26 protein-coding genes are annotated in these 25336 nt (G+C 35.2%); 6 read left to right on the forward strand and 20 right to left on the reverse strand.

Annotation, left to right across the window (positions count from 1 at the left end; translation table 11 throughout):
- Positions 1 to 52: 52 nt before the first annotated feature.
- From menC to MHI57_RS04135, 8 genes are all read right to left on the reverse strand, one after another.
- Positions 53 to 1159, reverse strand: coding sequence for an o-succinylbenzoate synthase (gene menC / locus MHI57_RS04100; RefSeq protein WP_095373119.1), 1107 nt, complete (start codon positions 1157 to 1159; stop codon positions 53 to 55).
- A complete protein-coding gene (locus MHI57_RS04105) occupies positions 1156 to 1965 on the reverse strand; it encodes a GNAT family N-acetyltransferase (protein ID WP_340975182.1) in 810 nt (269 codons plus the stop codon). The genes menC and MHI57_RS04105 overlap by 4 nt, the downstream gene beginning before the upstream one ends.
- Before the next feature lie 30 nt (positions 1966 to 1995).
- Complete coding sequence (locus MHI57_RS04110; RefSeq protein ID WP_340975184.1) at positions 1996 to 3132, reverse strand: M20 peptidase aminoacylase family protein; 1137 nt, start codon at positions 3130 to 3132, stop codon at positions 1996 to 1998.
- Positions 3133 to 3144: 12 nt separating this feature from the next.
- Positions 3145 to 3990, reverse strand: a complete 846-nt coding sequence (locus MHI57_RS04115) for a MurR/RpiR family transcriptional regulator (protein ID WP_340975185.1) — start codon at positions 3988 to 3990, stop codon at positions 3145 to 3147.
- Positions 3991 to 4396: 406 nt separating this feature from the next.
- Positions 4397 to 5473: an ABC transporter substrate-binding protein gene (locus MHI57_RS04120; RefSeq protein ID WP_307313620.1), complete on the reverse strand. Its 1077-nt coding sequence runs from the start codon at positions 5471 to 5473 to the stop codon at positions 4397 to 4399.
- A complete protein-coding gene (locus MHI57_RS04125; protein WP_095373115.1) occupies positions 5470 to 6270 on the reverse strand; it encodes an ABC transporter permease in 801 nt (266 codons plus the stop codon). Before MHI57_RS04125 ends, MHI57_RS04120 begins: the two co-directional genes overlap by 4 nt.
- Positions 6267 to 7073 (reverse strand): ABC transporter permease, encoded by an 807-nt coding sequence (locus MHI57_RS04130; RefSeq protein ID WP_095373114.1) that lies wholly within the window; start codon positions 7071 to 7073, stop codon positions 6267 to 6269. The genes MHI57_RS04125 and MHI57_RS04130 overlap by 4 nt, the downstream gene beginning before the upstream one ends.
- A complete protein-coding gene (locus MHI57_RS04135) occupies positions 7063 to 8169 on the reverse strand; it encodes an ABC transporter ATP-binding protein (RefSeq protein WP_095373113.1) in 1107 nt (368 codons plus the stop codon). The genes MHI57_RS04130 and MHI57_RS04135 overlap by 11 nt, the downstream gene beginning before the upstream one ends.
- A gap of 153 nt (positions 8170 to 8322) precedes the next feature.
- Here MHI57_RS04135 and MHI57_RS04140 point away from each other — a divergent pair, with 153 nt between their 5' ends.
- Positions 8323 to 9399, forward strand: coding sequence for an endospore germination permease (locus MHI57_RS04140; RefSeq protein ID WP_340975189.1), 1077 nt, complete (start codon positions 8323 to 8325; stop codon positions 9397 to 9399).
- 5 nt (positions 9400 to 9404) lie between these two features.
- Positions 9405 to 10853: a spore germination protein gene (locus MHI57_RS04145; protein ID WP_307313612.1), complete on the forward strand. Its 1449-nt coding sequence runs from the start codon at positions 9405 to 9407 to the stop codon at positions 10851 to 10853.
- A gap of 324 nt (positions 10854 to 11177) precedes the next feature.
- Here MHI57_RS04145 and MHI57_RS04150 read toward each other — a convergent pair whose 3' ends face one another.
- Positions 11178 to 12302: a metallophosphoesterase gene (locus tag MHI57_RS04150; RefSeq protein WP_340975191.1), complete on the reverse strand. Its 1125-nt coding sequence runs from the start codon at positions 12300 to 12302 to the stop codon at positions 11178 to 11180.
- A 234-nt stretch (positions 12303 to 12536) separates the two neighbouring features.
- Here MHI57_RS04150 and MHI57_RS04155 point away from each other — a divergent pair, with 234 nt between their 5' ends.
- Both MHI57_RS04155 and MHI57_RS04160 read left to right on the forward strand, forming a co-directional pair.
- Entirely contained in the window at positions 12537 to 12851 is a 315-nt protein-coding gene (locus MHI57_RS04155; RefSeq protein ID WP_328198019.1) for a hypothetical protein, read from the forward strand.
- A gap of 43 nt (positions 12852 to 12894) precedes the next feature.
- Entirely contained in the window at positions 12895 to 13914 is a 1020-nt protein-coding gene (locus MHI57_RS04160) for an AI-2E family transporter (protein ID WP_095373108.1), read from the forward strand.
- A gap of 247 nt (positions 13915 to 14161) precedes the next feature.
- Here the strand turns inward: MHI57_RS04160 and sipW are convergent, their stop codons facing one another.
- From sipW to MHI57_RS04185, 5 genes are all read right to left on the reverse strand, one after another.
- Complete coding sequence (gene sipW / locus MHI57_RS04165; protein ID WP_340975192.1) at positions 14162 to 14710, reverse strand: signal peptidase I SipW; 549 nt, start codon at positions 14708 to 14710, stop codon at positions 14162 to 14164.
- Positions 14711 to 15142, reverse strand: coding sequence for a hypothetical protein (locus tag MHI57_RS04170; protein ID WP_095373106.1), 432 nt, complete (start codon positions 15140 to 15142; stop codon positions 14711 to 14713).
- A gap of 61 nt (positions 15143 to 15203) precedes the next feature.
- Positions 15204 to 16781 (reverse strand): M4 family metallopeptidase, encoded by a 1578-nt coding sequence (locus MHI57_RS04175; RefSeq protein ID WP_445293214.1) that lies wholly within the window; start codon positions 16779 to 16781, stop codon positions 15204 to 15206.
- A gap of 37 nt (positions 16782 to 16818) precedes the next feature.
- Entirely contained in the window at positions 16819 to 17409 is a 591-nt protein-coding gene (locus MHI57_RS04180; RefSeq protein WP_307313603.1) for a CalY family protein, read from the reverse strand.
- Positions 17410 to 17882: 473 nt separating this feature from the next.
- Positions 17883 to 18842: an MBL fold metallo-hydrolase gene (locus tag MHI57_RS04185; RefSeq protein ID WP_340975194.1), complete on the reverse strand. Its 960-nt coding sequence runs from the start codon at positions 18840 to 18842 to the stop codon at positions 17883 to 17885.
- A gap of 191 nt (positions 18843 to 19033) precedes the next feature.
- Here MHI57_RS04185 and MHI57_RS04190 point away from each other — a divergent pair, with 191 nt between their 5' ends.
- A complete protein-coding gene (locus tag MHI57_RS04190) occupies positions 19034 to 19663 on the forward strand; it encodes a helix-turn-helix transcriptional regulator (protein ID WP_340975195.1) in 630 nt (209 codons plus the stop codon).
- A 306-nt stretch (positions 19664 to 19969) separates the two neighbouring features.
- Here MHI57_RS04190 and MHI57_RS04195 read toward each other — a convergent pair whose 3' ends face one another.
- Positions 19970 to 20581, reverse strand: a complete 612-nt coding sequence (locus tag MHI57_RS04195; protein WP_095373101.1) for a superoxide dismutase — start codon at positions 20579 to 20581, stop codon at positions 19970 to 19972.
- A gap of 413 nt (positions 20582 to 20994) precedes the next feature.
- Between MHI57_RS04195 and MHI57_RS04200 the strand changes: the two genes are divergently transcribed.
- On the forward strand, positions 20995 to 21612 hold the full coding sequence (locus MHI57_RS04200; protein ID WP_340975196.1) for an NUDIX hydrolase: 618 nt from the start codon (positions 20995 to 20997) through the stop codon (positions 21610 to 21612).
- Between the two features lie 46 nt (positions 21613 to 21658).
- On the opposite strand, the gene trhO is transcribed toward MHI57_RS04200, so the two are convergent.
- The 5 genes from trhO to MHI57_RS04225 all read right to left on the reverse strand — a co-directional run bounded on the left by trhO (position 21659) and on the right by MHI57_RS04225 (position 25191).
- Positions 21659 to 22621, reverse strand: a complete 963-nt coding sequence (gene trhO, locus MHI57_RS04205) for an oxygen-dependent tRNA uridine(34) hydroxylase TrhO (RefSeq protein ID WP_340975198.1) — start codon at positions 22619 to 22621, stop codon at positions 21659 to 21661.
- A 13-nt stretch (positions 22622 to 22634) separates the two neighbouring features.
- Positions 22635 to 22898 carry a DUF1450 domain-containing protein gene (locus MHI57_RS04210; RefSeq protein WP_095373098.1) on the reverse strand — a complete coding sequence of 88 codons (264 nt, stop codon included), beginning with the start codon at positions 22896 to 22898 and terminating at the stop codon, positions 22635 to 22637.
- A 92-nt stretch (positions 22899 to 22990) separates the two neighbouring features.
- Positions 22991 to 24046 (reverse strand): undecaprenyldiphospho-muramoylpentapeptide beta-N-acetylglucosaminyltransferase, encoded by a 1056-nt coding sequence (locus MHI57_RS04215; RefSeq protein WP_340978537.1) that lies wholly within the window; start codon positions 24044 to 24046, stop codon positions 22991 to 22993.
- A 47-nt stretch (positions 24047 to 24093) separates the two neighbouring features.
- The gene (locus MHI57_RS04220) at positions 24094 to 24462 is read right to left on the reverse strand and encodes a DUF4363 family protein (protein ID WP_095373097.1); all 369 of its coding nucleotides are present in this window, start codon (positions 24460 to 24462) and stop codon (positions 24094 to 24096) included.
- Positions 24463 to 25191 carry a DUF421 domain-containing protein gene (locus tag MHI57_RS04225; RefSeq protein ID WP_095373096.1) on the reverse strand — a complete coding sequence of 243 codons (729 nt, stop codon included), beginning with the start codon at positions 25189 to 25191 and terminating at the stop codon, positions 24463 to 24465.
- Positions 25192 to 25336: the final 145 nt, after the last annotated feature.

A 25336-nucleotide genomic window follows, 5' to 3' on the forward strand; every position in this document is an offset into this window, starting at 1 on the left:
TCATAATGAAAGCAGCTGCCTATATACACACAGCTGGCTTTCTTATTAGACATTATTGATATGTTTTTTCCATTATTGTATATTTTTCAATGACCGCTAAATCTGGGGCGTAACCTATTCCGTCGTTTTCAGGTACGGTAATATATCCGTCTTCGACAACAACCTCAGGTGTTATGATATCCTTTTCCCAATATCTTGAGGAACCTGCAGTGTCACCAGGCATAATAAAATTGGCTAAAGTGGTTAAAGCAACATTATGAGCTCTTCCAACGCCTGACTCTAACATTCCTCCACACCAAACAGCAATTCCTTGTTCTTGACAATAGTCATGAATTTTCTTTGCTTCTGTTAAGCCGCCTACTCGTCCAATTTTGATGTTAATGATTTTGCAACTACCCAACTCCACAGCTTTTCGTGTATCCTCCAACGAATGGATGCTTTCATCTAGACATATCGGCGTTTTCATTTCAGCTTGAAGTTTAGCATGATCAACAATATCATCCGAAGCTAAAGGTTGCTCAATCATCATTAAATTGAACTCATCTAATTGTTTAAGATGCTGAATATCTGATAAACGATAAGCAGAGTTTGCATCAGCCATTAGTAGAATATCAGGAAACTTCTCTCTCACTTGTCTCATCACATCTATGTCCCAGCCCGGCTTAATTTTTACTTTCATTCTTTTATAGCCTTCATTTACATAGCCCTCAATTAATTGTAGTAAATCTTCTACAGATTTCTGTATGCCGATACTGATACCTACTTCAATCTTCTTCTTTTCTCCACCAAGTGCCTTAGCCAAAGGGATTTGATTTCTTTTTGCATATAGATCCCAAACAGCGCCTTCTATTGTAGACTTGGCCATATTGTTTTTTCTAATAGAAGAAAAGATTTCATTTACTTCATCTGGATGAGTAATTTCCTTATTTAATAATGCTGGAATGAGAAAATCCTCAAGCATATGCCAATTCGTTTTAAAGGTTTCTTCATTATACCAAGGCACCTCAAAAGCAACAGATTCTCCCCAACCAGTATTACCTAATTCATCAGTTGCTTCTAATAAGATAAACTCTTTATCTTGAAAAGATCCAAAGCTAGTGGCAAATGGTGCTTTCATTGTCATTTTTAGATGGCGTAACTTTACTTCCTTTAATTTCATTGATCTCTTCTCCTCACATCTAATAGTAATTTTTGTCTTTTGATAGTGATGATATAGCTTACGTGATTATTTTTTTGGACATCATACGCGGTGTACCCATGCTGAAATAATTGCTGAAAAATTCTTCTTGTCACCTGTCGCCATTCCTTAGCTAGTGAAGGATTATGTTTTTTAATTTCCATAAACTCCGCGGGAATGGGGACAGCAATACTCATTTCATTATAATCAATGGTTTGTAAAGTTTGTTCCATATCGTTTATCGCAGGAAAATCGTTTCGATTCAAAACTTCAAATGGATATATCGGTGTCACATCATAGTTAAGTTGTTGTTTGACATGTGAACTGCTGATTCGCCACTCTATGTTGAAACGATCGCTTGGTAAGCCTTTATTAATTCCATCTACCATTTCACCATAACAATTCACAAGATAATCATTACAAATACCATTTAGTTTTGATAAATTCAAGTAAGCATTCCTGCTTTGTAAAGGATCAAATGTCCAACGAATCAGATTGTATCCCATTTCCTCAGCAGCTTCCCTCTGTGCAACTTTTAGTAGAGCACCAATTCCTTTATCACGATAGCTTTGATGGATACCGAGCATATGAGAACAAAGAAAAGCTTCTCCATTTGCATAACCAGGAAAGCCATAGCTAAACCCAATCAATTCATTTTCATCAAAGGCGCCTAGCATGAGACCACCGTTTTTTATTGCTGTTGCTGTTTGATGAACAGGAATGGGATCCATTCCCCATACGTCTCGCTCTAACTTTTGGATTGTTTCCATCTCTTCTATCGTGGTCAATTTTTTTATCTCTAAGCTAGTGAGCATGGGTTACGCACCTTCTTTTTCTAACGTATTTAAGACGGTTTTGACAAGAATTTCGATACCCGTAAATATCGCTTCATGGTTAAAATTCATTTCAGGATGATGTAAGCCAGGAGATAATCCACAACCAAGTCCGAGCATCGTTGCTTTCAATTCAGGTCTTTTCAAAGTATAAAAATGAAAATCTTCTCCTCCAGATGTGATAATTGGTGGAATCATTTTGTCTTTACCGATTGTATCAACAATTGCCTGACTCATTAATTGCACTGCGTCAGTATCTACTTGTGCAGCAGCAATATCAGCCGTTGTTTTATAATGAATTTCTACCTCGTGAAGAGAAGAAATATGAGCAAATATCGCATCTACTTTAGTTGCTAATTGTTGCATCACTTCATTTGTTTGTGCCCTTAAATCTAAACTGAAATGTGCTTTACCTGGGATAATATTACTTGACTCACCACCGGCTTGGAACTTCGTCATTTTAACTGAATGCGGAACCATAGGATTTAATTTAATCCGATTTAATTCTTGAACAATCGCTGCACCTATTTCAATCGCGCTTTGCCCGAGGTGAGGTCTCGCTCCATGGGCATCTTCACCAATAATTTCTCCAGTAATGAACCGTCCAGCTCCGTGCATAATTGCTGGTGAACATTGACCATCTCTCAACTCCTGAATCGGCCTTAGATGTACACCGTATAAATAGCTCAAATCGTCTATTAATCCCTCTTCAATAAACTTTAATGCACCAGTACCTTTTTCTTCAGCTGGTTGGAATAGAAATTTAACCCTGCCTTTTTTATGAGCATTCAAACGATGTAGTACAAGTAATGTACCAATCGCCATGGTCATATGTGCATCATGCCCACACGAATGATTGGCCTGCATTACTCCATCGACTTCCTGCCACAATGCATCTATATCAGTTCTAACGCCAATGGCATTTTCACCGCTACCTATTTCGGCAACAAGTCCTGTCGTTTTTGGCAAGGTTTGAAACAGGATCCCTTCTTTTTTTAAAACTTCAGCAATAAATGTTGTCGTTTTTGTTTCTTGCCAACTTATTTCCGGATTTTGATGGAGATGATTAAATATGTTTGTTAATTTTGGCTTTAGTGCTTCAAGTTCCTGCAATTCTTTCACCTCTTTAATCTGTTAACTGGACTCAAAATAATCATGGAATACTTTATTGTAGTAATCCTTTTCTTCTTTAAATGACCCTTTATTCTCTGTCATCATTGCCGCAATCAACGCATTCAAGAATGAAAAAAGCACTGGAGTAGAATCAAGTGTAGGTTTCTTTCCTGAAAAAAGTGGAATGAGAATGTCGACATTGTTTTTTAATGGAGATAGTGGCGTATCAGTAATGCCAACAACTTTGGCATTTCTGCTTTTTGCTTGCTTTGTAAAATCAGTCGTGCTTTTCACATAACGATGAAAGCTGATTGAAACCACTACTGAAGTTTCATCCATCGAATGGAGGATTTTCAATAAATCATCGGACTCTGTTCGAATAAGATGGACATCATCCTTCACAAGCCCTAATGTAAATGCTAACCAGCTTGCAGCAGCAAATGATGTTCTTGCACCAATAATATAAATCTTTTGGGCTGATTTTAATTGCTCAATAGTCAAATCAAATTTCGCTTCATCTATTGTCTGAATGGCTTGTGTGATTCGCTCTGCATCCATGTTCATCACTTTTTCAAGAAAATGTGGTTCGCCAACAAATGGTTGCTTCATTTGAATATAAGAATCCAAACTGCTTTTATCATGAAATAATTGCTCACGAACTTCTTTTTGTAATTGAGTATATCCTGATAATCCTATTCGATAACAAAAACGGATGACAGTGGTTTCGCTCACACCTGCTTTTTTACCTAATTCACTTGCAGACAATACGGCTATATCTTGATAATTGTCTAGTAAATAACTTGCTAATTTCTGCTGGGTTTTCGAAAGTTTTTCATAGCTCCCTGTAATAACTTCTTTCAGATTCACCTGAACACCTACCTCAAAATGAAGTCTGTACTTTTTATGCAATATATTAGAAGTGTTAACTTCTTATTTATAGTAAATTATCACAATTTTTCAGTTATTTCAATGCTTTATAGAGAAAAAGTTTCAACTGCCATATATTTCTTTTATATTTAGAGTAAGTTCTTTATTTTTTATCCAAGCATGGCTAGCTCTCACGTCCGTTACCCTTCCTATAAATTTAACGGCTCAGCATTTTTAAATGCCACCATTGTTTTCGCCAAAATAATCATAAAGTACGAACAGCATTTGTTGCTTATAAGCATTTCATTGTACTCTTCCATTAAAAAAGCGGACAAATTCCACCATTGAAATTTGTCCGCTTTTCGGCTGCTATGACGATCTTTTCTGTTCCTTTTTATTTTATTGTTTATTTACGATGCATTTTAAATTCAAGAAATAGTTCGTTATAATAAGCAAGCATTTGTTTACCTAGGTTCTCGTATACCTCTAACTTAGCTGTTTGCTCTTCATCTGGATAGAAGCGCTCATCACTCGTTGTTTCCTCATCCATATGAGGAAGAGCTGCTTTATTCGGTGTTGAGTAACCTACATATTCAGCGTTTTGCGCAGCAACTTTCGGATCTAGCATAAAATTAATAAATTGATGAGCCGCTTCTTTATTTTTTGTTGTTTTTGGGATGACCATGTTGTCAAACCAAAGGTTCGATCCTTCTTCAGGAACCATATATTCCAGTGATTCATTTTCCCACATCGCATCTTGGGCAGTTCCAGACCATAAAACAGCAACGGCCGCTTCATTATTTTGCATTAATAATTTAATTTCATCACCAACGATGGCTTTAATATTTGGTGTTAATGTATCCAGTTTATTCTTCGCTTCCAGTAATCTTGCTTTATCTGTTTCGTTTAATGAATACTCGAGACTATTCAATCCAAAACCTATGACCTCTCTCGCTCCATCAACAAGTAATACATCATTTTTCAAGCTTGGATGCCAAAGATCGTCCCATTGTTTAAAATCAATTTCATCACTTACTTTATCAGGATGATAGAGAATACCTACTGTTCCCCAAAAATAAGGAATAGAATATTCATTGTTCTCATCAAAAGCTAAATCAAGAAAACGTGGATCAATATTTTTCAAATTCGGCAGTTGTGCATGATCAATGGGGAGAAGTAAATCCTCCTGTTTCATTTTGTCAATCATGTATTCTGAAGGTACCGCTATATCGTATGAAGTTCCACCTTGTTCGATTTTTGTTAACATGGCTTCATTTGAATCAAAGGTTTCGTATATTACTTTGATACCTGTTTCATCTTCAAATTGGTCTAATAATTCAGGGTCTATATAATCTCCCCAGTTATAAACAGTAATCGTGTTCTCACCTGTATATCCTTGTGCAGTATTTAAGCGGTGAACGATATACAACAAGACAAAAGAAACAATTAATACAAGTGACAAAGCACGTATGAGGTTTTTCATTTTCTAACCCCCATTCGACCTATCTTGCTCGTTTTCTTTGTTATAAAGTAATAACCAACAACTAAAAGCATGGTGAATAAAAATAACAAGGCTGATAAAGCATTAATACTTAGAGATACCCCTTGTCTCGCCAATGCATAAATTTCTACTGAAAGAGTTGAAAATCCATTACCGGTCACAAAAAAGGTGACAGCGAAATCATCCAAAGAATAAGTAAGTGCCATGAAGAAACCAGCAAATATACCAGGTGTAATATAAGGTAATACAACCTTTGTTAACACATCTAATCGACTTGCTCCTAAATCCAGTGCCGCATAAATGATACTCGTACTCATTTCTTCTAACTTAGGTAATACCATTAAGACAACAATTGGTACACTAAAGGCGATATGTGCCAATAAGACGGAAATAAAGCCAAGCTTTATACCAATCATTGTGAAAAAAATGAGAAAAGATGCGCCGATAATAACATCTGGACTAACAATTAAAACATTATTTAACGACAATAAAGTATTTTTTGTTCTTCTTCTTCTTGCATAATAAATGGCCAAAGCGCCAGCTACCCCTAAAACTGTTGATATAGCTGATGAAAGCAGGGCAACAATAATTGTATTTAATACTATAATGAGTAGCCTAGTGTCATTAAATATTTCTTTATACCAATCCAATGTAAACCCTTCAAAGTGATACATGTCACCGCCACTATTGAAAGAATAAAAAATCAGATAAAAAATCGGTGCATATAAAACCATAAAAACAATGATTAAATAAAGAGAGGACCATTTAAATTTCTTCATCTCATTTCGCCTCTCTTTCTTCTACCAGTAAGAAGCATAATGACAACCATAAAGATAATTAAGAAAACAGCAATGGTTGCTCCCATTCCCCAGTCTTGCGTCACGAGAAAATGTTGCTCAATTGCGGTTCCTAATGTAATCACTCGGTTTCCTGCGATTAACCTTGTCAGCATGAACAAAGAGAGGGCAGGGATGAATACGATTTGACATCCTGATTTCACCCCATCTAAAGTCAAAGGGAAAACGACACGAGAAAAGGTTCGCCAGCTTGAAGCACCTAAATCTTTTGAAGCATCAATAAAAGATGGGTTCAGTTCATCTAGTGCATTAAATATTGGTAAAATCATAAACGGTAAAAAGATATAAACAGAAACAAACACAAAACTAAAGTCAGTAAATAAAATTTGCTTCCCACCTACACCCATCACTTCAAGAAATTTATTCGCTGCACCGTATGTGCCAAAAATACCAATAAATGCATAAGCCTTTAATAATAAATTGATCCATGAAGGAACGATAATAAGGAGTAACCATAGTTGTTTATGCTTTGTTTTTGTTAATAAATAAGCAGTTGGATAAGCGATTAATAACGTGAAAAATGTAATTAAAAACGCGTACCAAAAGGAGCTAAGTGTCATTTTTAAATAAACTGGTGTAAAGAATTTTTGGTAGTTCTCTAAGGAAAATTCACCTTCTATATTAAAAAAAGAATAATATACGACTAGGACAATTGGTGTGATAACAAAAAGAGCAATCCATAAAACATAAGGAATTAAATAATAATTACGAGATTTAGCTTTCATAACTTCCCTCTTCATATGCTTCAAGACGCTTATCGAATTCCTCTTCTGTTTCACCAAGACGCATGACGTGTATGTCTTCTGGCTCAAAGTTGAGACCAATTTCACTTCCGACAATTGCTTTTTTTGTCGAGTGAACGAGCCACTCATTGCCATCTTCATCATAACAACTTATCTCATAATGTACGCCTCTAAATAATTGTGAGTCTACTTTCACCTTTAACTTACCTACATTAGGACTAGTAATTTCTAAATCTTCGGGGCGAATGACAATCTCAACCGTTTCATTTGGATTTAAACCGCCATCAACACAATCAAATGTTTTGCCTGTAAACCGAACGACATAATCTTCAACCATTACACCTTCGACAATATTAGATTCACCGATAAAATCGGCAACAAAACGGTTAATCGGCTCATCATAAATATCATTAGGCGTCCCACTCTGTTCTATTTTACCGTTATTCAGAACAAAAATTTCATCGGACATCGCTAATGCCTCTTCTTGATCGTGTGTCACAAAAATAAAGGTGATGCCTAAATTTCTTTGTAATTCTCGCAATTCATATTGCATTTCTGTTCGCAACTTTAAATCTAGTGCAGATAATGGTTCATCAAGAAGAATAAGCTCAGGTTCATTAACAATCGCTCGCGCAATCGCAACACGTTGCCTTTGCCCACCTGACATCTCTTTTATCTCTCTTTTTTCATATCCTTCTAAGTTTACAAATTTCAAAGCTTCTATTACTTTTTGATTAATCATTTCAGATTTTAATTTTTTTATTCTAAGTCCAAATGCTACGTTTTCAAAGACATTCAAATGAGGAAAAAGTGCATAATCCTGAAAGACAGTATTCACTTGTCTTTTATTTGCAGGTACTTCATTTACCTTTTTATTATTAAAATAAATATTACCTTTTGATGGCGAAATAAATCCGGCAATTAAGCGAAGTATGGTCGTTTTTCCGCATCCAGAAGGACCGAGCAAAGTATAGAATTTCCCACGCTCTATTTCAAATGAAACATCATTTAAGACAGCCGGGTCATTGTCATATTGCTTTGTTACGTTTTCAAAACGAATAATAGTTTGGTCTGACATTTCAATCTCCTTCTTCTATAAGATATTCCTTAGTAATTCTAGATTAAAAAAAACTGATAATCAATACACAATAATAAATATATATAGATATTTTTATCTACGCATAATAATTGGAATTGCTGAAACAATAAGGAAAAAAACAGGTGAGTAATTGTGAATCAAAAACTAAGCTTTATTAGCATTGCCTATATTATTATTCTCGGCATCGGTTTATTTGCTCATGTTGAAATTATTCCTGCTGTATTGTCTACTTCTAGACGCGATACATGGATCAGTATGTTACTTGCCATTATTCCTTTGATTCTATTCACCCCTCTTATTTATAAAGTGGGGCAAACAGTTAAAGGAACACCATTTATTCGAATTATTAGTGAACAATTAGGGAGATTCAAATTCTATATTTTATTCTTCCCTTTACTCGTATATTTAATAATTTCTGCCTTTGTCTCTACAAAAGAAATTATCTATTGGTCACAGCTAAGTTTTATGCAGAATTTCTCCAGTATGATCATTGGCGGTGTACTATTAATTGCCTGCTTCTATTGTAGTTTTTCCGGTGTAGAATCAATGGCCATTATTAGCCGCTTGTTACTACCAGCCGTCGTATTTTTAGGATTTTTTGTTTCTTTCGCCAATATGAAGAAAAAACATTATGAGTTGTTATTACCCATATTCCAAGAGGGTGTACTAGATATTCTAAAGGGAATGCTTTACACAAGTTTACCGATTATTGAGATTGCTTTTGTTTTGTTTTTCCTACCCTATATGAAAGGAATGATTAAAATTAAACATTTAATCATTCTGGGTTTACTTATTATCGGGTTAATGATTGGGCCTGCAATTGGAGCGATAGTGGAATTTGGTCCTAAATACGCTTCCGAATTTAGGTACCCAGCATTTGAAGAGTGGCGAATAATATCTATTGGAAGATATATTTCTCATACAGACTTTTTTGCTATTTTCCAATGGCTTTCAGGTGCTACGATCCGAATTGGATTTTTTATCTACCTCACCTCTCAAATTCTTACGAAAGGGGGGAAAAACAGAACACCCATCTCTATCATTTTTATTTTGTTATTCATTGCAGTTGTTATGCCGTTAGATCAAGACCAATTTTATAATTTTGTTTTTCGTTACTTCTTACCCATATCAACTATTGTTCTTCCTATTCAATTTATTATGGTTTCTATATATATCTTTAAGAATAAACAATTATTCCTAGGAGGATGAAGAGCTTGTATGAGCAATCCCTTTTTACTAAAGAAAAGTTAGCAGAAATCTTTAACCATTCTGCAGATATACACATCAAGAGCATCCCTGTTCGTCATACTCCTAAGGGAGAGCTAATTATTATCTATTGCCGTCCCATTGTAAATATAAAATTAGTCCACTCTCTTGTGATTCCTTATTTAATGGATGAGGAAAGGGAAAGTGAAAAACTTTATAACTACATACAAAGTGACTACAGTTTAAAAGCTAAATTAACAAAAGAAGAATTAATTAACCAAGTATTTTGTGGTAAATTAGCTGTGATATCAAACTTCCGTGAACGCATTTATTATTATGATGTAAAAGAAGAACCAAATAGACAACCAGAAGAATCCGTTATTGAAGTATCAGTAACTGGGCCGAAAGACGGTTTCATCGAAAATATTGACACTAACCTTGGGCTTGTACGTAAAAGGTTAAAAACCCCCTCGTTCGTTAATGAAGAGTTTGTAATTGGACGTCGGTCAAATACGAGGGTTGCACTTCTATATATTAAAGATGTGATGAATGAACAAGTAATTAACGATGTCCGAGAGAAACTAAATAACATTGATGTCGATATTTTGCAAAGTCGTGATGAATTGGAAGAGTTACTAGTAGATAATAAATTCTCACTACTACCACTTACAAATTTCTCAGGACGGCCTGATTTTGTTGTTGAATCACTCAATCAAGGAAGGTTTTCAATTATTATTGATGGTGCCCCAACAGTGATTATCGCCCCCATCAACTTGAGCTTTCTTGTTAAAACAGCCGAAGATAGTAATATTAGCTTTTATTACTCCTCTGTAGAACGAATGATACGTTTACTAAGCTTATTCCTGACGGTGTTTTTACCAGGTTTTTATACAGCACTCGTTATGCATAATGTTGGACAATTACCTTTGCCGTTTATTGCCACTATTACGATTGCAAAGATGGGTTTGCCGTTTTCTACATTATTAGAAATGATTACAATCTTTATTATGTTTGAGTTGTTTAAAGAAGCGGGTGCAAGACTGCCAAAAGGAATTGGACAAACAGTTGCTGTTATAGGGGGATTAATCATTGGTGATGCAGCAATCAGAGCTGGTATAACCTCGCCGACGCTACTCATTGTTGTAGGAATAACGGCCATCGCAGGGTTTACTCTTGTCAATGCCAGTCTTACAGGTAATGTCTTCTTCTTAAGAATTGCTGTTTTATTAATAAGCTATTCTTTTGGTATTTTTGGTTTTATTCTTTCGTTAATTTGTGTATTTATCCACTTATCTACCCTCAAATCCTTTGGTATGCCTTTTTTAACTCTAGCAAGGCAAAGAAAGTGGTCAGAAGAACTAAAAATGTTCATTACACTTCCTTTTAGCCTGCAGAAAAAGAGAAATCTATCTTACGGTGTTAAAGACAAAACGCGAAAAAATAGTGACAATGATTAAAGAAGGTGTTCATTCACAAACATACTACTTGTCTGATTTTTAATGGTTGCCAAAGTAAAGAAGTTCAGCATCGCGTATACACTATAGATATCGGACCCGATTACCAAGAAGAACAGTATATTATTTACCGTTTTAAAACTTATCAAAATTAAGGAAAACGAAAACTACAACAATAGCGATTAAAATGCAGTAACTGGAGCCATCATTCCTACAAAATGAGACGAAGAAAAAAAGGAGTTTTAAACTCCCCAACTTTTAACTGAAATGCTTCATATATTTTCTTTATTATATTTTGATTTTCATTTGTCATTCTTCCGTTTACAATCAATGCGCGTGCCACTTGCGGAAACTCTTTAACTCTTTATAGGGCCTCTTTATTAATGCCTCTACTTGCTTATCTTTAGAAACATTAGGTACTTTTTTTCCTTTAACTTGCTTATAAATTGGGATTACAGAAGTAGCTCCTCCTTCAATAATCCACTTATTTCCATTTTGAGTTAACTCAAGTTCTATTCTTCCTAAATGATTTCCCCAATGCCCCGCTTGAACAATGAATGGTGTTGTCTGAGATTGAAACCATTCATTCGGTTTTTCTGGAAAAATATTATGGCTATGTCCAAATAGAATCACATCAATATTCTCAATCGATTTTAATTCATTGACACTATTCCCTTCTTGCGCAGAAAGGCCCTTATCGGCATTCACACCAACATGAGCTAAAGCAATGATGATATCTGCTCCTTTTGCTTTCATTTGTGGAATATACTGATTAGCCGTTTCAGTGATTGTCCTCATTTTTAGCTTTTGCTTAAAATAATTACTATTCCAATCGGCGACAATAGGGGTTAAAAAACCAATCACACCAATTTTAATTGCACGTTCATCCCCATTGGCATCGACCAATGTCCGATCAAGAATCACATATGGGTTCATATATGAAACATCATCAAAGATGTTTTTCGTCATATCCTCATTGTATATATTGCTACTTATAATGGGAAAAGTCGCATCTCTTAAGCTTTCTGTTAAAAAGCCGATACCATAATTGAATTCATGATTTCCGAGTGTCATGGCATCATACCTTAGTGTGTTCATGACATTAATAACCGGGTGAGTTTGTCCTAAATGCATCAATCTTGTTTGAAATATATAATCTGCAAAGGCATTTCCTTCTAAGATATCACCAGTATCAAATAACAGGACATTTTTGTTTTCATTACGTTCATTTTTAATTAAGGTTGCGGTTCTAACAAGTCCAAAATCGCTAACAGATTCGCCTTCATCGTTTTCATCCATTAAATGACCATGCATATCTGTTGTCTGGAGAATCCGTAATTTAACCGGAGCTGATGAGGCATAAACACTAGTAAATAGCGAAAACCCGAAGAGCCATCCAATGATAGGAAGGATAAAGAAAACGACAGTTATCTTTCGCATATGACTTTTCATCATTTCACCTCAACACATTTGATGAATTCTTATTTTGTCATGACTTACTTAAAATCATTCGATGGAAAGTAGAATTGTCCTAAACCACTTTATTCCAATTAGCACATTTATGACAAGTATTGTGCATATGTTAGAACAAGCTATTATATTTTTTTATCTAAAGAAAAATATATGAAATTAAAAAAAAGTAGGATAGAATAATAAATAGAAGGAAATACTGAGAGGATGTAGGTTTTGTATAAGATATGTTTATCAATGATGTTCATTTGCTATATGTTCATTACGCCATTTTTTACTGAGGATATAAACGAACATCGTTCTCTACATTATGATGATGATGTTCAATTAACGGCTACTATTGCTACATTTAAAAAGCCTACGGAGATTGTTATACCAAAAGAAAATAATCCTATTGTACATAAAATCAATGATTTTGTTCGCTTAGAAGAACCCCATAGCATCATTCAGGAGAACCAACAATCAAAACAGGATCGATTTCAACTACCAGTCCAGTATCAATCCAGTTATTTATCTAATCTCCTTATATAAAAAGATGCTTTATTGTTGAAGATTTTATAGGGGGAATGTGAAAATGGAAAATTTAAAGAATTGGTTACAAAGCAGCGGGATTAAAAGAGTTATTATTTTTGCAATTCTCGTATTCGCATTATTTTTAATGAGAAGTATGATTAATGTCATCCTTATTACGTTTATTATTTCCTTTCTAATGGACCGCTTAGTAAATCTTGTCTTGAAGAAAGTGAACATAAATCGAAAATTCACAGTAATCGGTCTTTACTTATTCATTATTGCGATATTTACTGTTGGAATCAGCAGATATTTACCAGTTATTATTTTTGAAATCTCGCAACTGATTGGACAAATGCAAAGCTTCTTTAGCCAAAAGCACGACAATATTATCATGAACTATATTACTGAATTATATGAACGAAATGAAATATCATCTTATTTAGAACAAGGGGTCACGGTTCTACTGAAATACTTCTCTGATATAAGTTCATTTGGCATACAATTTTTGATTTCACTTATTTTAAGTATTTTCTTCGTTTTAGAGAAGCCGAAATTGATGGCCTTTACAAACAAATTCAAATATAGCAAAGTTGCACCATTTTATAATGAGATTGCTTACTTTGGTTCTAAGTTTGTTCAAACTTTTGGCAAAGTAATTGAGGCACAATTTATTATTGCCCTTGTGAACTGTGCATTAACAACATTTGCACTATGGATAATGGATTTCCCCCATTTAATGGGACTATCTATTCTTATTTTCTTTTTAGGCTTAATACCAGTTGCGGGCGTGATTATATCATTGGTGCCATTAAGTTTAATCGGATATACGATTGGTGGATTCATGCTAGTCATTTATTTATTAGTCGTTATTATGATTATTCACGCAATCGAAGCATATATACTTAATCCAAAGCTAATGTCATCAAAAACCAATTTACCTGTCTTCTATACTTTTATCGTATTGATTTTTGGCGAACATTTCTTTGGCGTATGGGGACTTATTGTCGGTATACCAGTGTTTGTCTTCTTACTAGATGTATTAGATGTGCAAACGACAGGAAAAAAGTCGGTAAAAGTGTAAATATAAGATAAACGCCGTGCATATAGCACGGCGTTTATCTTTATTTTTCTCCTGAAACTTTTAGCTGTGAATGACGACATTATCGTTAGATCAGTTGAATTTATACACTCCCGATTAATGTGGTCTATTCCATCATTTATATTGCTTCAACACGATTTATTACTTTAAATTGATCTCAATACCTAGTAACAATCGATAAGAAATATAAAATAGAAACCTCCTAGGTAGTTGTTCTCGTGAGGTTTCCTTACTGTTGATTTTGAATGGACTTTAAACCCGTTATAATTAAAAATAAAGCATATATAAGTAAGAAAACACCTGGAACAATTAATAATAACGCGCTTCCCTCCCTAGACTGTGCGAATTGTGTAAAATAGCCTGCGTAAGGGATAGTAAAGCCGGTATACTTAGCTGTTACATTGTCGGAAAGTACGAGATCTTTATCAATTGTATTATTATTATCTCCTTTTGTTTCATACATGGTGTGCACGCCACTATGGATAACATTATGAATACGATGGGTAACAGGAATGCCTTCTTCACTTTGAAAAGTGATAATATCTTGCTTTTGTAAAGATTGCTTTTCATCCTGCTCTAATGGTTTAACGGCAATAACTGCACCTGTTTGAAACGTTGGTTCCATAGAACCAGATAACACAGACTTTAATTGGTACCCTAAAATTGTTGGTTCCCCGCCTGATGCTTTAGCAGCAACAACAACAACCGCTAACACGATAACTATCACCATTAAGAAAACTGTCAAAGCCGTACTAAACCAATTAAGTACCTTTCTCATTTATTCAACTTCCTCTTCTTCCAGTGTTTGTTCAATTTCGTCATCAGAAGATGGTTTTTCGTTACTAACTTCCTCTTCTTCCAGTTCTTCTTGGTTATGTTCAACATCGACTTTTTTTTCTTCTTCTTCTTCAGTACTTTCGTTTTGCTCCTCCTGCTGTTGCTTATCTTCTTTTGGCATCTTTTCATCCTCTTGCTTTTCTATCCCTTGGTCATTTTCCTTTTCATGCTCATTTTCTGTCTCTCGTTTTTTCTCACTATCGCCTACTTCTGCATTAGATGACCAGACTTTACTCTCTACATTTACATCAACGGAGGTTGAATATGTATAACTTGCTTTTGTTTGTCCTATTAAAACTGAATGGAAAGTCAAAATGAGAGAATAGATAGACAGAACAGAGAGTAATAAAACAATTTTTCCATTGCGCTTCATGTTATATCCCCTTTTCTTTCAAGGGCTGGGGAACAAAGATCATTTCCCCAGCATGTTTTAATTACTGAACGCCAACAGCATTATAAGCTTGTTCAACTGCAGTAACTGCCGCTGAATCTTCACCATAGAGATCTTCTGCAGCATCGATGGCAGCTTGTCTCATCATGGCAAATGTTGAATTTGGTGTTAAATAAACCGATAAGGCCCGATAATAAATTTGTTCTGTTTTTTCTCGGCCAACACCAGTTACTTCCACTCCGTAATGCTCTCCCCCTTCAGAGACAAGGTAAGCAGCTTTATTATTAATACTACTATTAATATGGACACCACCATTATCAAGAGAGCCTGTATACCTTCTATCCCAATGATCTGGATAAGGTTGTTGTGTTCTATTCTCAATTAAACTAGCTGGGTCTTCCATAGAGCGTAATCCAATCGCCCCATTCGCCATAATATCTTCACCGATAATCCAATCATCTCGATCGACCATAGCACCGAATATATCAGCAAATGATTCATTCAACGCACCTGATTCATTGCGGTAAATTAACCCTGCTGTATGTTGAATGACACCGTGAGACATTTCATGTGCAGCCACATCGAGACCACCAGCTAGCGGATGAAATCTAATACCATCACCATCTCCATAAGACATATATACACCATTCCAAGAAGCATTGTTCCAATTATCCCCAACATGGACACGGGAGAGTAATCTTTGCCCTTGATCATCTACAGAGTTGCGATCAAAGGTTTTTTGGTAATAGTCGTATGTCTTTTGAGAATTGGCATGAGCATCAACTGCAGCACCATCAGTAAATAACTTACTTCTACTAACAATATCTTCATTAATATTATTATCATAATCGTATGTAATGACCCCATCACCTCTTGTTTGGTCATACATTTTAAACAAACCATCAATGTAAGATGCCTTAAACATTTGTTTATCTCCGAATACACCATAACCAAATGCCGTTATTTCATTTGCTGCATTAAAGGAATCAATAATCTGCCCATTCTCTATATTTACAAAGTAATGCCAATACCCTACTTCCGGAGAGGTGGTGGAAGCTTTCACAAGATAAACAGGATAATAGTTATCATTAAACTTGTAAATGAATTTTTCTGCTGTTACTTCACTATCATATTGTTTTACTTCGCCAATTGATGCTTCTATTCCTGCTGTTGCAATGGAAATAGCCTTTTTTTCACTTATTTGTTCGGATGAAGTTTTTATATCAATATCGATGTCTGAAACCACTTCACCGTAAAAACTAACTTTATCGCTATCTGTTCTAATATTAAAAGTTTGTTCTGCTCCATATATAGGAATACCTTTATATAATTGTTGCAAACGATAGTGATGAAAGTTTTCATTTTTGTCAAACTCATAATCTTTTACTGTAAAACTTTCGCTTATTTGTTTATTAGATAAATTAAATTGCTTACTTTTAGAAAGAAGATAGCTTTCAAGTACTTGTTTAGGCTGAACAATTTCACTTGCCTGCATATGTTCAGTAAGATTAGATGAGTGGCTATTCAGTTTGGTTTGTGATTCATTTGCATAAACTTGTCCTTGAATAGGACTCGCTAGCATTCCTAAAATGAATGCTGTTGATAATACTTTCGTTTTTATCGACATGCAAAAACGCCTCCCCATTGCTTATTTTAATTTACTTCTCCTCACCAGCTGTTTGTGAAGCATTAAATACCCATTCTAGATTTAACTGGTCCCCTTGGAATTGGTTTTGATCTTCACCGTTTTCAATAAATTCGAATTGTACCCATATTTCATTTGTTTCTCCTGGAGCTAGGCCACTATTCTGCTTCCATAAAGGATCCCATAGGTCTCTTTGAACGATATCAGGGTCCATATTTTTCAATTCATACAAAGTTGTCTCAAAAATAGGTTCAGACTCTTTCTCCCAATTCCACAAAAAGTTCACACGAATATGCTTGCCGAAATCTTCTGTATTATCAGATAATTCATCCGATACTTGGTAATTTGTAAGCAGGTGAACGGATTCAATTGGCAACGAACCACTATTACTTAAAACAAGCTCTCTCGTGACTGTGTCACCCGGTTTTATGTTCTCAACTTGAAACACAACCTCAGGATTAATTGATAAGTCTAGTGTGCCAGCAGCAAATACATGATTCGTCGCTACTTCATCGGAAAAATAGGCAAATGTCCCTCCTCCAACCAGAGCCAATCCAAGTGCTGCTGACATCATCCCAGATGCAAGCTTTCTTTTCACTCCCATAGTAAATCTGCTCCTTTCAACCCTTTATTTTGACTTTTCTTCATTTGCTGAGACTTATAAGAAAAGCTTACGTCAAACATAAAGGAATCAATGGTTGGAATTAAGTTTCCTATGCCCTATTTAAATATAGTCATATTCCTTCATTTTTCACATTTTTAGTAAAAATGAGGTATTTATTACCATTATTTTAGGTGGAAAAAGTGATTTTTCAAGCTTACTATTAGCAACCCTGTTATATGCCAAGCTTGTTATTCCCTTTGCCCTTCTCCTACCTATAGTACTTAGGTATTTGTCTCATCCAACACCAAAAGTTGAGATTTAACTATGCCGTTTCTCTATTATTCTATGATTGTCACAAAGAGTTGTATATAGGGTTATTTAATATCAAGTGGACAGATTTTTAAAAAACAAAAGGGGATTGGACCTCATAAAATGTTCCATATGAGAAAATCCATTTCCCCTATAAAAACTTTTTACTTAATGTGCTTAACGGCTTTATATCGCCAAACTCCATTTTCCATTCCCTTCTCTACTCTCCTCTTTTCTTCCAAATAATCTAAGTGACCAATCACCTCTGACATTACAAGGCTGAACTGCGTATAATATTTGTCAGGGTAAAAATGTTGGGCAAGTGCACTCGCTGTTTTTTCTTCTTCAGAAATATAGGACAGGAATTTTTCAGCTTTTCTTTCTATCCCTTTCAACCTTTTATGTATAAGTAAATGTGGCGCCGTTATACGTTCCCCATGCCCACTATAACAATAGTCAATATCATAGGTTAAACATTTTTGCAGTGACTCCACATACTCAAGGACCGTCTTTCTTCTTTCACCATTCATATAAGGTTCAATTAAAGCATTACTTGATATATGGGCGATAAGGTGGTCTCCACCTAACATCACATTGTTTCTTTCATCTATTAAAGCGATATGATCAGGGGCATGTCCTGGTGTTTCAATTACTTTTCTATTAATAATATAATCATTTTCACTTAACGTTCTATAATCAGCACGCAATCCCTCGTTTTGTTTTTCTATGACGATATTCTTAAGCTGCTGTACTCTTTGTTCACCTTCCGTCCCACAACCCATCTCACGATATAACCTTTCATAAAAAGAAGTTCTTTGTTCAAAAAATGACTTTTCCCTCTTTAACCGAGGAATCGCTTCAGCATGAACATAGACGGGGATATTATGCTTTTCAATGATTCTAGGAATCAAGCCTATATGATCCTCGTGTGAATGAGTAAGGATGATTTCATTGATATCCTCTAACAGAAATTGATGGCACTGTAGTGTTTGAAGAAATTGCTGCCAACATGCTTCATGATTAATTCCAGCATCTATTAATGTTAATCCTTTACTGCCTTCTACAATAAAAAAATTAAAAGACCGCAAATCACTGTTTGTCGGTATGGTTATTGGATAAATCATGACCTTATTCCCCCTACTAAACTATTTATCTAAAAAAGATTGAGTGAGCACTCAATCAAAATGTCTTATTTCTCTAAAAATTTCACTGGCAATGATTATCTCTTAAGTTTTTTTATACAATATAGTATAATAAGTATGATTGTCAAACCGACCATTGCCACGCGAATATTGTCCATACTTGAGGTGATAGAATGGAATTTCATGCAGAAACAACAAAAGATAAAGTGTTATTTTTATTAAAAAAAGAGTCTTCCATGTCTGTCAACGACCTTAAGGAACGCCTGAATATTAGCCATATGGCGGTGAGAAAACATTTAACCGGATTAGAGAATAGCGGTTTAATCGCATCTATAGAAACGAAACAAGCGCTAGGTCGCCCGACTCAATTCTACTATTTAACAAGTAAAGGCGAACATTATTTTCCGAAAAATTATGAAGGTCTATCACTTGAATTTCTCAATGATATCGAAGAATTGTATGGCAGTGAAGCAATTGAAAACTTATTTATGAAACGGGAAAAGCGACTAGTGGAAGAGTACGAAAATAGATTACTAGAACAAGCGCCTGATATGAAAATGCAAACATTTTTAAACATTCAAAATGAAAAAGGCTATATGGCATACTTGTCAAAAACAGGAACAGACGAATATGAGCTCACAGAGTTTAATTGTCCCATTCTTTCCATAGCCCAATCGTATAAAACAGCTTGTCATTGTGAAACCCAATTGTTCAAGCAAGCATTAAACACAAATCAAGTCCACCGTGTAAGATGCAAAACAGAAGGGCATGATCATTGCCAATTTAAAATTAAATTTAATTGACTGAACTATTACTTGATGGAGTAATAGTTTTTCTTTTTTATTGACACTGGTCGGTTGATTGTTTTGTGGATTTTTAGGGCTTCCCTTTTTGTATATATCTTCTTTTTATGACATGTCGAATAGGAACAACAGAGTATATTTTTTACTTTGTGTTTGTGGTTTGTGTGTATTTTCTATTTGTCCCCTCTTTTTCCTAGATTCCTCATAGGTTGTGTGCTTTTTGTTTTTACCTTTTAAATGCTTCTACCTCTCATTATGTATATAAAAAAGACCCAAAATCAAATTTTGGGTCCCTCATCAACATCCTTATTTTGATGCTGCGAATAATTTGTTTACTTCATCCCAATTCACAACATTGAAGAATGCTTGAACATAATCTGGGCGTTTGTTTTGATATTTTAAGTAGTAAGCATGCTCCCAAACGTCAAGACCAAGGATTGGTGTTTTACCTTCCATTACTGGGCTATCTTGGTTTGGTGTGCTTGTAATAGATAATTGACCATTTTCAGATACTAACCATGCCCAACCAGAACCAAAGCGTCCAGCTGCAGCTTTAGCGAATTGGTCTTTAAATGCATCATAGCTACCAAAAGCTTCTTCAATTGCACCAGCAACGTCACCAGTTGGTGCACCGCCACCGTTTGGAGAAAGAAGTGTCCAGAACAAGCTGTGGTTTGCATGTCCGCCACCGTTATTACGTACAGCTGTACGAATATCTTCAGGAACAGCGTCTAAGTTAGCAATTAGTTCTTCAATAGATTTGCTAGCTAACTCGTCATGTCCTTCTAATGCAGCATTTAAGTTGTTTACATATGTTGCATGGTGACGATCGTGGTGGATTTCCATTGTTTGCGCATCGATATGTGGTTCAAGCGCATCGTTTGCATAAGGTAATGCTGGTAATTCGTGTTTAGCCATTTTGAATTCCTCCTAATATGTAAAATCTATTTACACTCTATATTTTAGAATACCTTATCTACTTTTTCAACTAATAAGTATAAAAAGTAACTAGAAAATAAAACTCCTTATTTCCACCTTATTTTGTTAAACTTGGGATACAATGAGTGAGAGGGTGACTTTATGAAAGCAGTCCTCCATTTATTTCGATGGTACGTTAGCCAACACATTAAATTGTAACGCTGCGTTAAATGTTTAACATTTAATGAGTGTACACTTTCTCATCATGAATGCCAATCTATGTTAGGTTCATCAGAATCAGGGATTTCTGAAAACATCTAAAGCTTACCAAACGACGGAGTTTCAACTACAAGCAAATACCGAATTGGATGATTGATAAACATTGTGTAAAGCTTATCAAAGGGGATGAAATAATGAGCGACCAGTGGTTAACATGGGCGAGGAAAATCCAAGCGATTGCACAATCAGGCTTAGCTTTTTCAAAAGATATCTATGATATTGAAAGGTATGAGCAGTTAAAAGAACTGAGTGCTGAGATCATAGGTGAGTACTCAGGGCAAACAATGGATGAGATTGTGGCAGTATTAAGTAATGAATCAGGCTATCAAACACCGAAAATTGACGTACGAGGGGTTGTTTTCAGGAAAAACCAAATTTTGCTAGTGAAAGAAAATGTTGATAACAAATGGTCCTTACCAGGTGGTTTTTGTGATGTTGGCTTATCTGCAAGTGAGAATGTTATAAAAGAAATTCAAGAAGAATCAGGTTTTATTTGTGTTGCGAAGAAGCTCATAGCCTTATTGGATATGAATAAGCACCCACACCCCAAACAATTCTTCCATTATTATAAAATATTTATTTTATGTGAGATTTCGGGCGGACAAGCTGCCTGTGGTATAGAAACCGAGGCGATTGATTTTTTCACTGAAAACAACTTACCTCCTTTATCCCTTAATCGAAATACGGGAGAACAAATCAAAATGGCTTTTAGCTACCTTAAAGATCCTCATAAATTCCCCATCTTCGATTAATCAAAGTAAAAAGGCCCATTACCATTTTTGGTTATGAGCCTTTTTCTTATGCATCAATGGTTATCTTCTGTAATCGCTCTTGCCACGCTTCATCTGTTAAACCATTTTCTTTCACGTATAAATTATCAGGGTGTGTGCGGCATTCATCCGAACAGCTCCGTAAATATTTATGCTCGTTTTCTTCTGTCGTCATAAAACGTTTATCACATTCAGGATTAGCACAATTGACATAACGTTCACAAGATTCACCAGTGAAATAGTCTTTTCCGACAATGGTATGTTCTTTCTGATTAATTGGCACACTGATTCTTTCATCAAATACATAACATTGACCGTCCCATAGTTCACCTTGAACTTCTGGGTCCTTACCATATGTGACAATGCCACCATGTAGCTGACTCACATCTTCAAAACCTTCTCTTACTAACCAACCAGAGAATTTTTCACAACGTATGCCACCTGTACAATATGTTAAAATCTTCTTACCAGAAAGTTGGTCTTTATGTTCACGTATCCAATCAGGTAAATCACGAAATGCTTCAACATCCGGTCTAATCGCCCCTCTAAAGTGGCCGATATCATATTCATAATCATTTCTTGCATCAATAACAACAGTATCCTCTGCTTGCATTGCTTCAAAGAATGCTTTTGGCTCTAAATATTTGCCTGTGATCTCATTAGGATTGAGATCATCCTCAAGTTTTAATGTCACTATTTCATTACGAGGTCTGACATGCATTTTCTTGAATGCATGGCCATTCGTTTCATCAATTTTAAAGACCATATCACTGAAGCGTTTGTCGTTTTTCATCATATTTATATACGCATTTGTTTGTTCCACTGTGCCTGAAACCGTACCGTTTATACCTTCTTTGGCAACAAGGATTCTTCCTTTTAATCCGAGCTCACGACATGCTTTTAAATGATGTTTACTAAAGGCTTCAGGATGTTCGATTGTTACATATTTATAATAGAGTAAGACGCGGTATTGATTATTTTCTTCTGTCATTTCTTCCACCTGCTTATTTCTGTTCTTTCATTTGCGATAATAGTTCACTGGGCGTTTCACATTGTATAAACTCGCCATTAACTATTGCATATGGACTTTTCTTGCATTGCTTACAATGTGATTGGCATTCATATTGTTTGTAAGATACCTCTTTACTAGAAAGAAAAGGACCAAATAGCGTAAAGTCTTCATCAGTATAAAAACGATCGAGGTTCTTTTCACAAAATTCTATCGTAACTTGTTCTTTTTTCGAAAAAATTTTATTAAATAATCCCATTTACAACATCCTTTTTTAGATGTCTATTTCATATTTATCCGTAGAATACTATACCATGCTTTGACAAGCATTTTCAAATAGATTTGTAACCATTACCTTTCCCTAATCTCATTCACTATAACTTTTAAACCGTTCGCCAAAGGAGATTTGCTCATACTAGCAATCATTTCTGCTCTATCCAATTCCATTTGTCTTAACGTATGTAATAAGGAACCAATTGCTTCTTCCTCAACTACTTTAGCGAATCCTTTTTGTGCAAAAGACTCAGCATTTAACAATTGATCTCCTCTACTTTGTTTTTTAGATAGGGGAATGATTAACATGGGCATATTTAGTGCTAAAAATTCAAATAACGCATTGGATCCACCCCTTGTGATTACACAATGAGTAGCGGCAAGGATATGTGGTAATTCCTCATGAATATATTCGAATTGTTTATAACCTGCTTTCCCTAGTAAACTTTCATCAACTTGACCTTTTCCACAAATATGCACAACTTGATAGTTACCTAATAGATTCGGTAATTCCTTGCGAACTTGTTCGTTTATCTTTTTAGCACCTAAACTACCACCCATAACAGTAATAATTGGCTTTACACTAGAAAAATGAAGCAACTTTAGGGCCGTGTTTTTATCGCCGTTAAATATTTCTGGCCGTATTGGTGAGCCAATGGCAAACACTTTTTCTCGCGGAAAATAAGCTTTCGCTTCTTCAAACGAAGTGAACACCTTTTCAGCAAACCGTTGGGCAATTTTATTTGCTAATCCGGGTGTTAAATCACTCTCATGGATAAATGCTGGTATTTTTAGCATTTTAGCAGCAATTATTACGGGGACTGATACAAATCCACCCTTTGAAAAGAGCAAATCAGGTTTTATCTGTTTTAAGATTCTCCTTGCGTCAATTACACCTTTCATGACGCGAAAGATATCCCTTACATTCTCTAAGTCTATATATCTTCTTAATTTCCCACTGGAAATTGAAAAATAAGGGACCTCGGTCTTTGCGATTAACTCCTTTTCAATGCCTGTTTTCGAACCTATGTAAAAAAAATCGACTTCGTTCTGTAATTCTGTAATAAGGGCGAGATTAGGGGTAACATGCCCCGCTGATCCCCCTCCTGTTAAAACTACTTTTTTCTTAGCCAACATAAATCATTCTCCTCATTCTCTTATTTAATGGTCTTACTGTTATTTTATTTTCCTAACCCCTCCCATGCAAATTTGATTTCTTCTATTTCAGCCTGAGCTCCTCCCTCATCATGAACATCAATAAAGCCAATTGCGCGGTTTAAACTTGTGCCTATTTGATTCAGTTCATTTTTCTCTACAGAAAACTGCACTCGCATCTGAACAGTTAAAAACCCTTCTTTGGCTCTATTGATTTGTTTTTTTGCACTTTTCCAATCACCTTCGTGAATTGATTGTTCAACTAAAGAAAGCGTCCCTATTACATCATCCCCATCAACAAGTGGTTGTTTAAGAAAATCTCCAGACTTCATTGTGAAAATAAAAATAGCCAATATAAGTAATGGAATCAATTTATAAAGAATAAACTCTTTCATTTACTTCAATCCTTTAAAATCTGTTATATCTACGGGTTTTTTCATTTTATCATGATAAGCGTCAATAAAGAGCATCCCGTTGCTATCAATAATCGCTAGAAAGATATCACTAATTTTTGTATATCCACGATTTTTTAATTCTTTCATCAGCCATTCCTCAGATTTTTGCAATTGCTGCAAATTATTGCGGACAAGCACACCATCATAAATTAATTCCGTCCCTATTCCTTTATATGTAGACTTTAACTGTAAATCTCTTGGGGTAACTGGTAAATAATCCGCTTTTTTTAACACGGATATTTGCCCATCTTTTTCTACAATTGCATAATCTACCTCTTTTAAATCAAATATCCCTTTTTCTCTTAGTTGTTCTTGGAGATCAGAGATACGGTAACGCAGTTTCTTCATAACTTCATCCATAATTTCCCCATCCATAATAACGATGACAGGCTCCCCATCGAAATAGATTGATGCTTGTCGCCACTTCATTGTTACTTTTTGCAGACATAATACAAGAACCGTCCATGTAAATAGCCCCACCCAATATGGCCAAGCATCTGTCGCGATGTCTGCTGAAAGATTTGCGGCCATAGAACCAATCGAGATACCTAAAATGTAATCAAAGAATGTGATTTGACTCACTGTTTGTTTACCTAAAAATCGTGTAAATATAAGTAATGTACCAAAAGCAATAATCGACCTTACAATAACGACCGATGTCTCATTCATTGACTTCACTCCTACAATCATTGCCTTTAGTATGAGCAGAACTAGAAAAAGTATCCAGAAAACCATTGAAGTTTGAGGGGAGTAAATAGATTTTTTACTAATGAAATTTTTTTGTATAGATACAAGGGTTCTTATTTAAAGAATC

The sequence above is a fragment of the Cytobacillus sp. FSL K6-0129 genome, from assembly GCF_038007625.1.
In the GTDB taxonomy this organism is placed as follows: domain Bacteria; phylum Bacillota; class Bacilli; order Bacillales; family Cytobacillaceae; genus Cytobacillus; species Cytobacillus kochii.

Coding starts and splice junctions, on each gene's coding strand:
- menC (WP_095373119.1), bottom strand. CDS start 1,159: ATGAAATTAAAGGAAGTAAAGTTACGCCATCTAAAAATGACAATGAAA.
- MHI57_RS04120 (WP_307313620.1), bottom strand. CDS start 5,473: ATGAAAAACCTCATACGTGCTTTGTCACTTGTATTAATTGTTTCTTTT.
- MHI57_RS04125 (WP_095373115.1), bottom strand. CDS start 6,270: ATGAAGAAATTTAAATGGTCCTCTCTTTATTTAATCATTGTTTTTATG.
- MHI57_RS04130 (WP_095373114.1), bottom strand. CDS start 7,073: ATGAAAGCTAAATCTCGTAATTATTATTTAATTCCTTATGTTTTATGG.
- MHI57_RS04135 (WP_095373113.1), bottom strand. CDS start 8,169: ATGTCAGACCAAACTATTATTCGTTTTGAAAACGTAACAAAGCAATAT.
- MHI57_RS04150 (WP_340975191.1), bottom strand. CDS start 12,302: ATGAAAAGTCATATGCGAAAGATAACTGTCGTTTTCTTTATCCTTCCT.
- MHI57_RS04160 (WP_095373108.1), top strand. CDS start 12,895: ATGGAAAATTTAAAGAATTGGTTACAAAGCAGCGGGATTAAAAGAGTT.
- sipW (WP_340975192.1), bottom strand. CDS start 14,710: ATGAGAAAGGTACTTAATTGGTTTAGTACGGCTTTGACAGTTTTCTTA.
- MHI57_RS04170 (WP_095373106.1), bottom strand. CDS start 15,142: ATGAAGCGCAATGGAAAAATTGTTTTATTACTCTCTGTTCTGTCTATC.
- MHI57_RS04180 (WP_307313603.1), bottom strand. CDS start 17,409: ATGGGAGTGAAAAGAAAGCTTGCATCTGGGATGATGTCAGCAGCACTT.
- MHI57_RS04185 (WP_340975194.1), bottom strand. CDS start 18,842: ATGATTTATCCAATAACCATACCGACAAACAGTGATTTGCGGTCTTTT.
- MHI57_RS04190 (WP_340975195.1), top strand. CDS start 19,034: ATGGAATTTCATGCAGAAACAACAAAAGATAAAGTGTTATTTTTATTA.
- MHI57_RS04195 (WP_095373101.1), bottom strand. CDS start 20,581: ATGGCTAAACACGAATTACCAGCATTACCTTATGCAAACGATGCGCTT.
- MHI57_RS04200 (WP_340975196.1), top strand. CDS start 20,995: ATGAGCGACCAGTGGTTAACATGGGCGAGGAAAATCCAAGCGATTGCA.
- trhO (WP_340975198.1), bottom strand. CDS start 22,621: ATGACAGAAGAAAATAATCAATACCGCGTCTTACTCTATTATAAATAT.
- MHI57_RS04210 (WP_095373098.1), bottom strand. CDS start 22,898: ATGGGATTATTTAATAAAATTTTTTCGAAAAAAGAACAAGTTACGATA.
- MHI57_RS04220 (WP_095373097.1), bottom strand. CDS start 24,462: ATGAAAGAGTTTATTCTTTATAAATTGATTCCATTACTTATATTGGCT.
- MHI57_RS04225 (WP_095373096.1), bottom strand. CDS start 25,191: ATGAATGAGACATCGGTCGTTATTGTAAGGTCGATTATTGCTTTTGGT.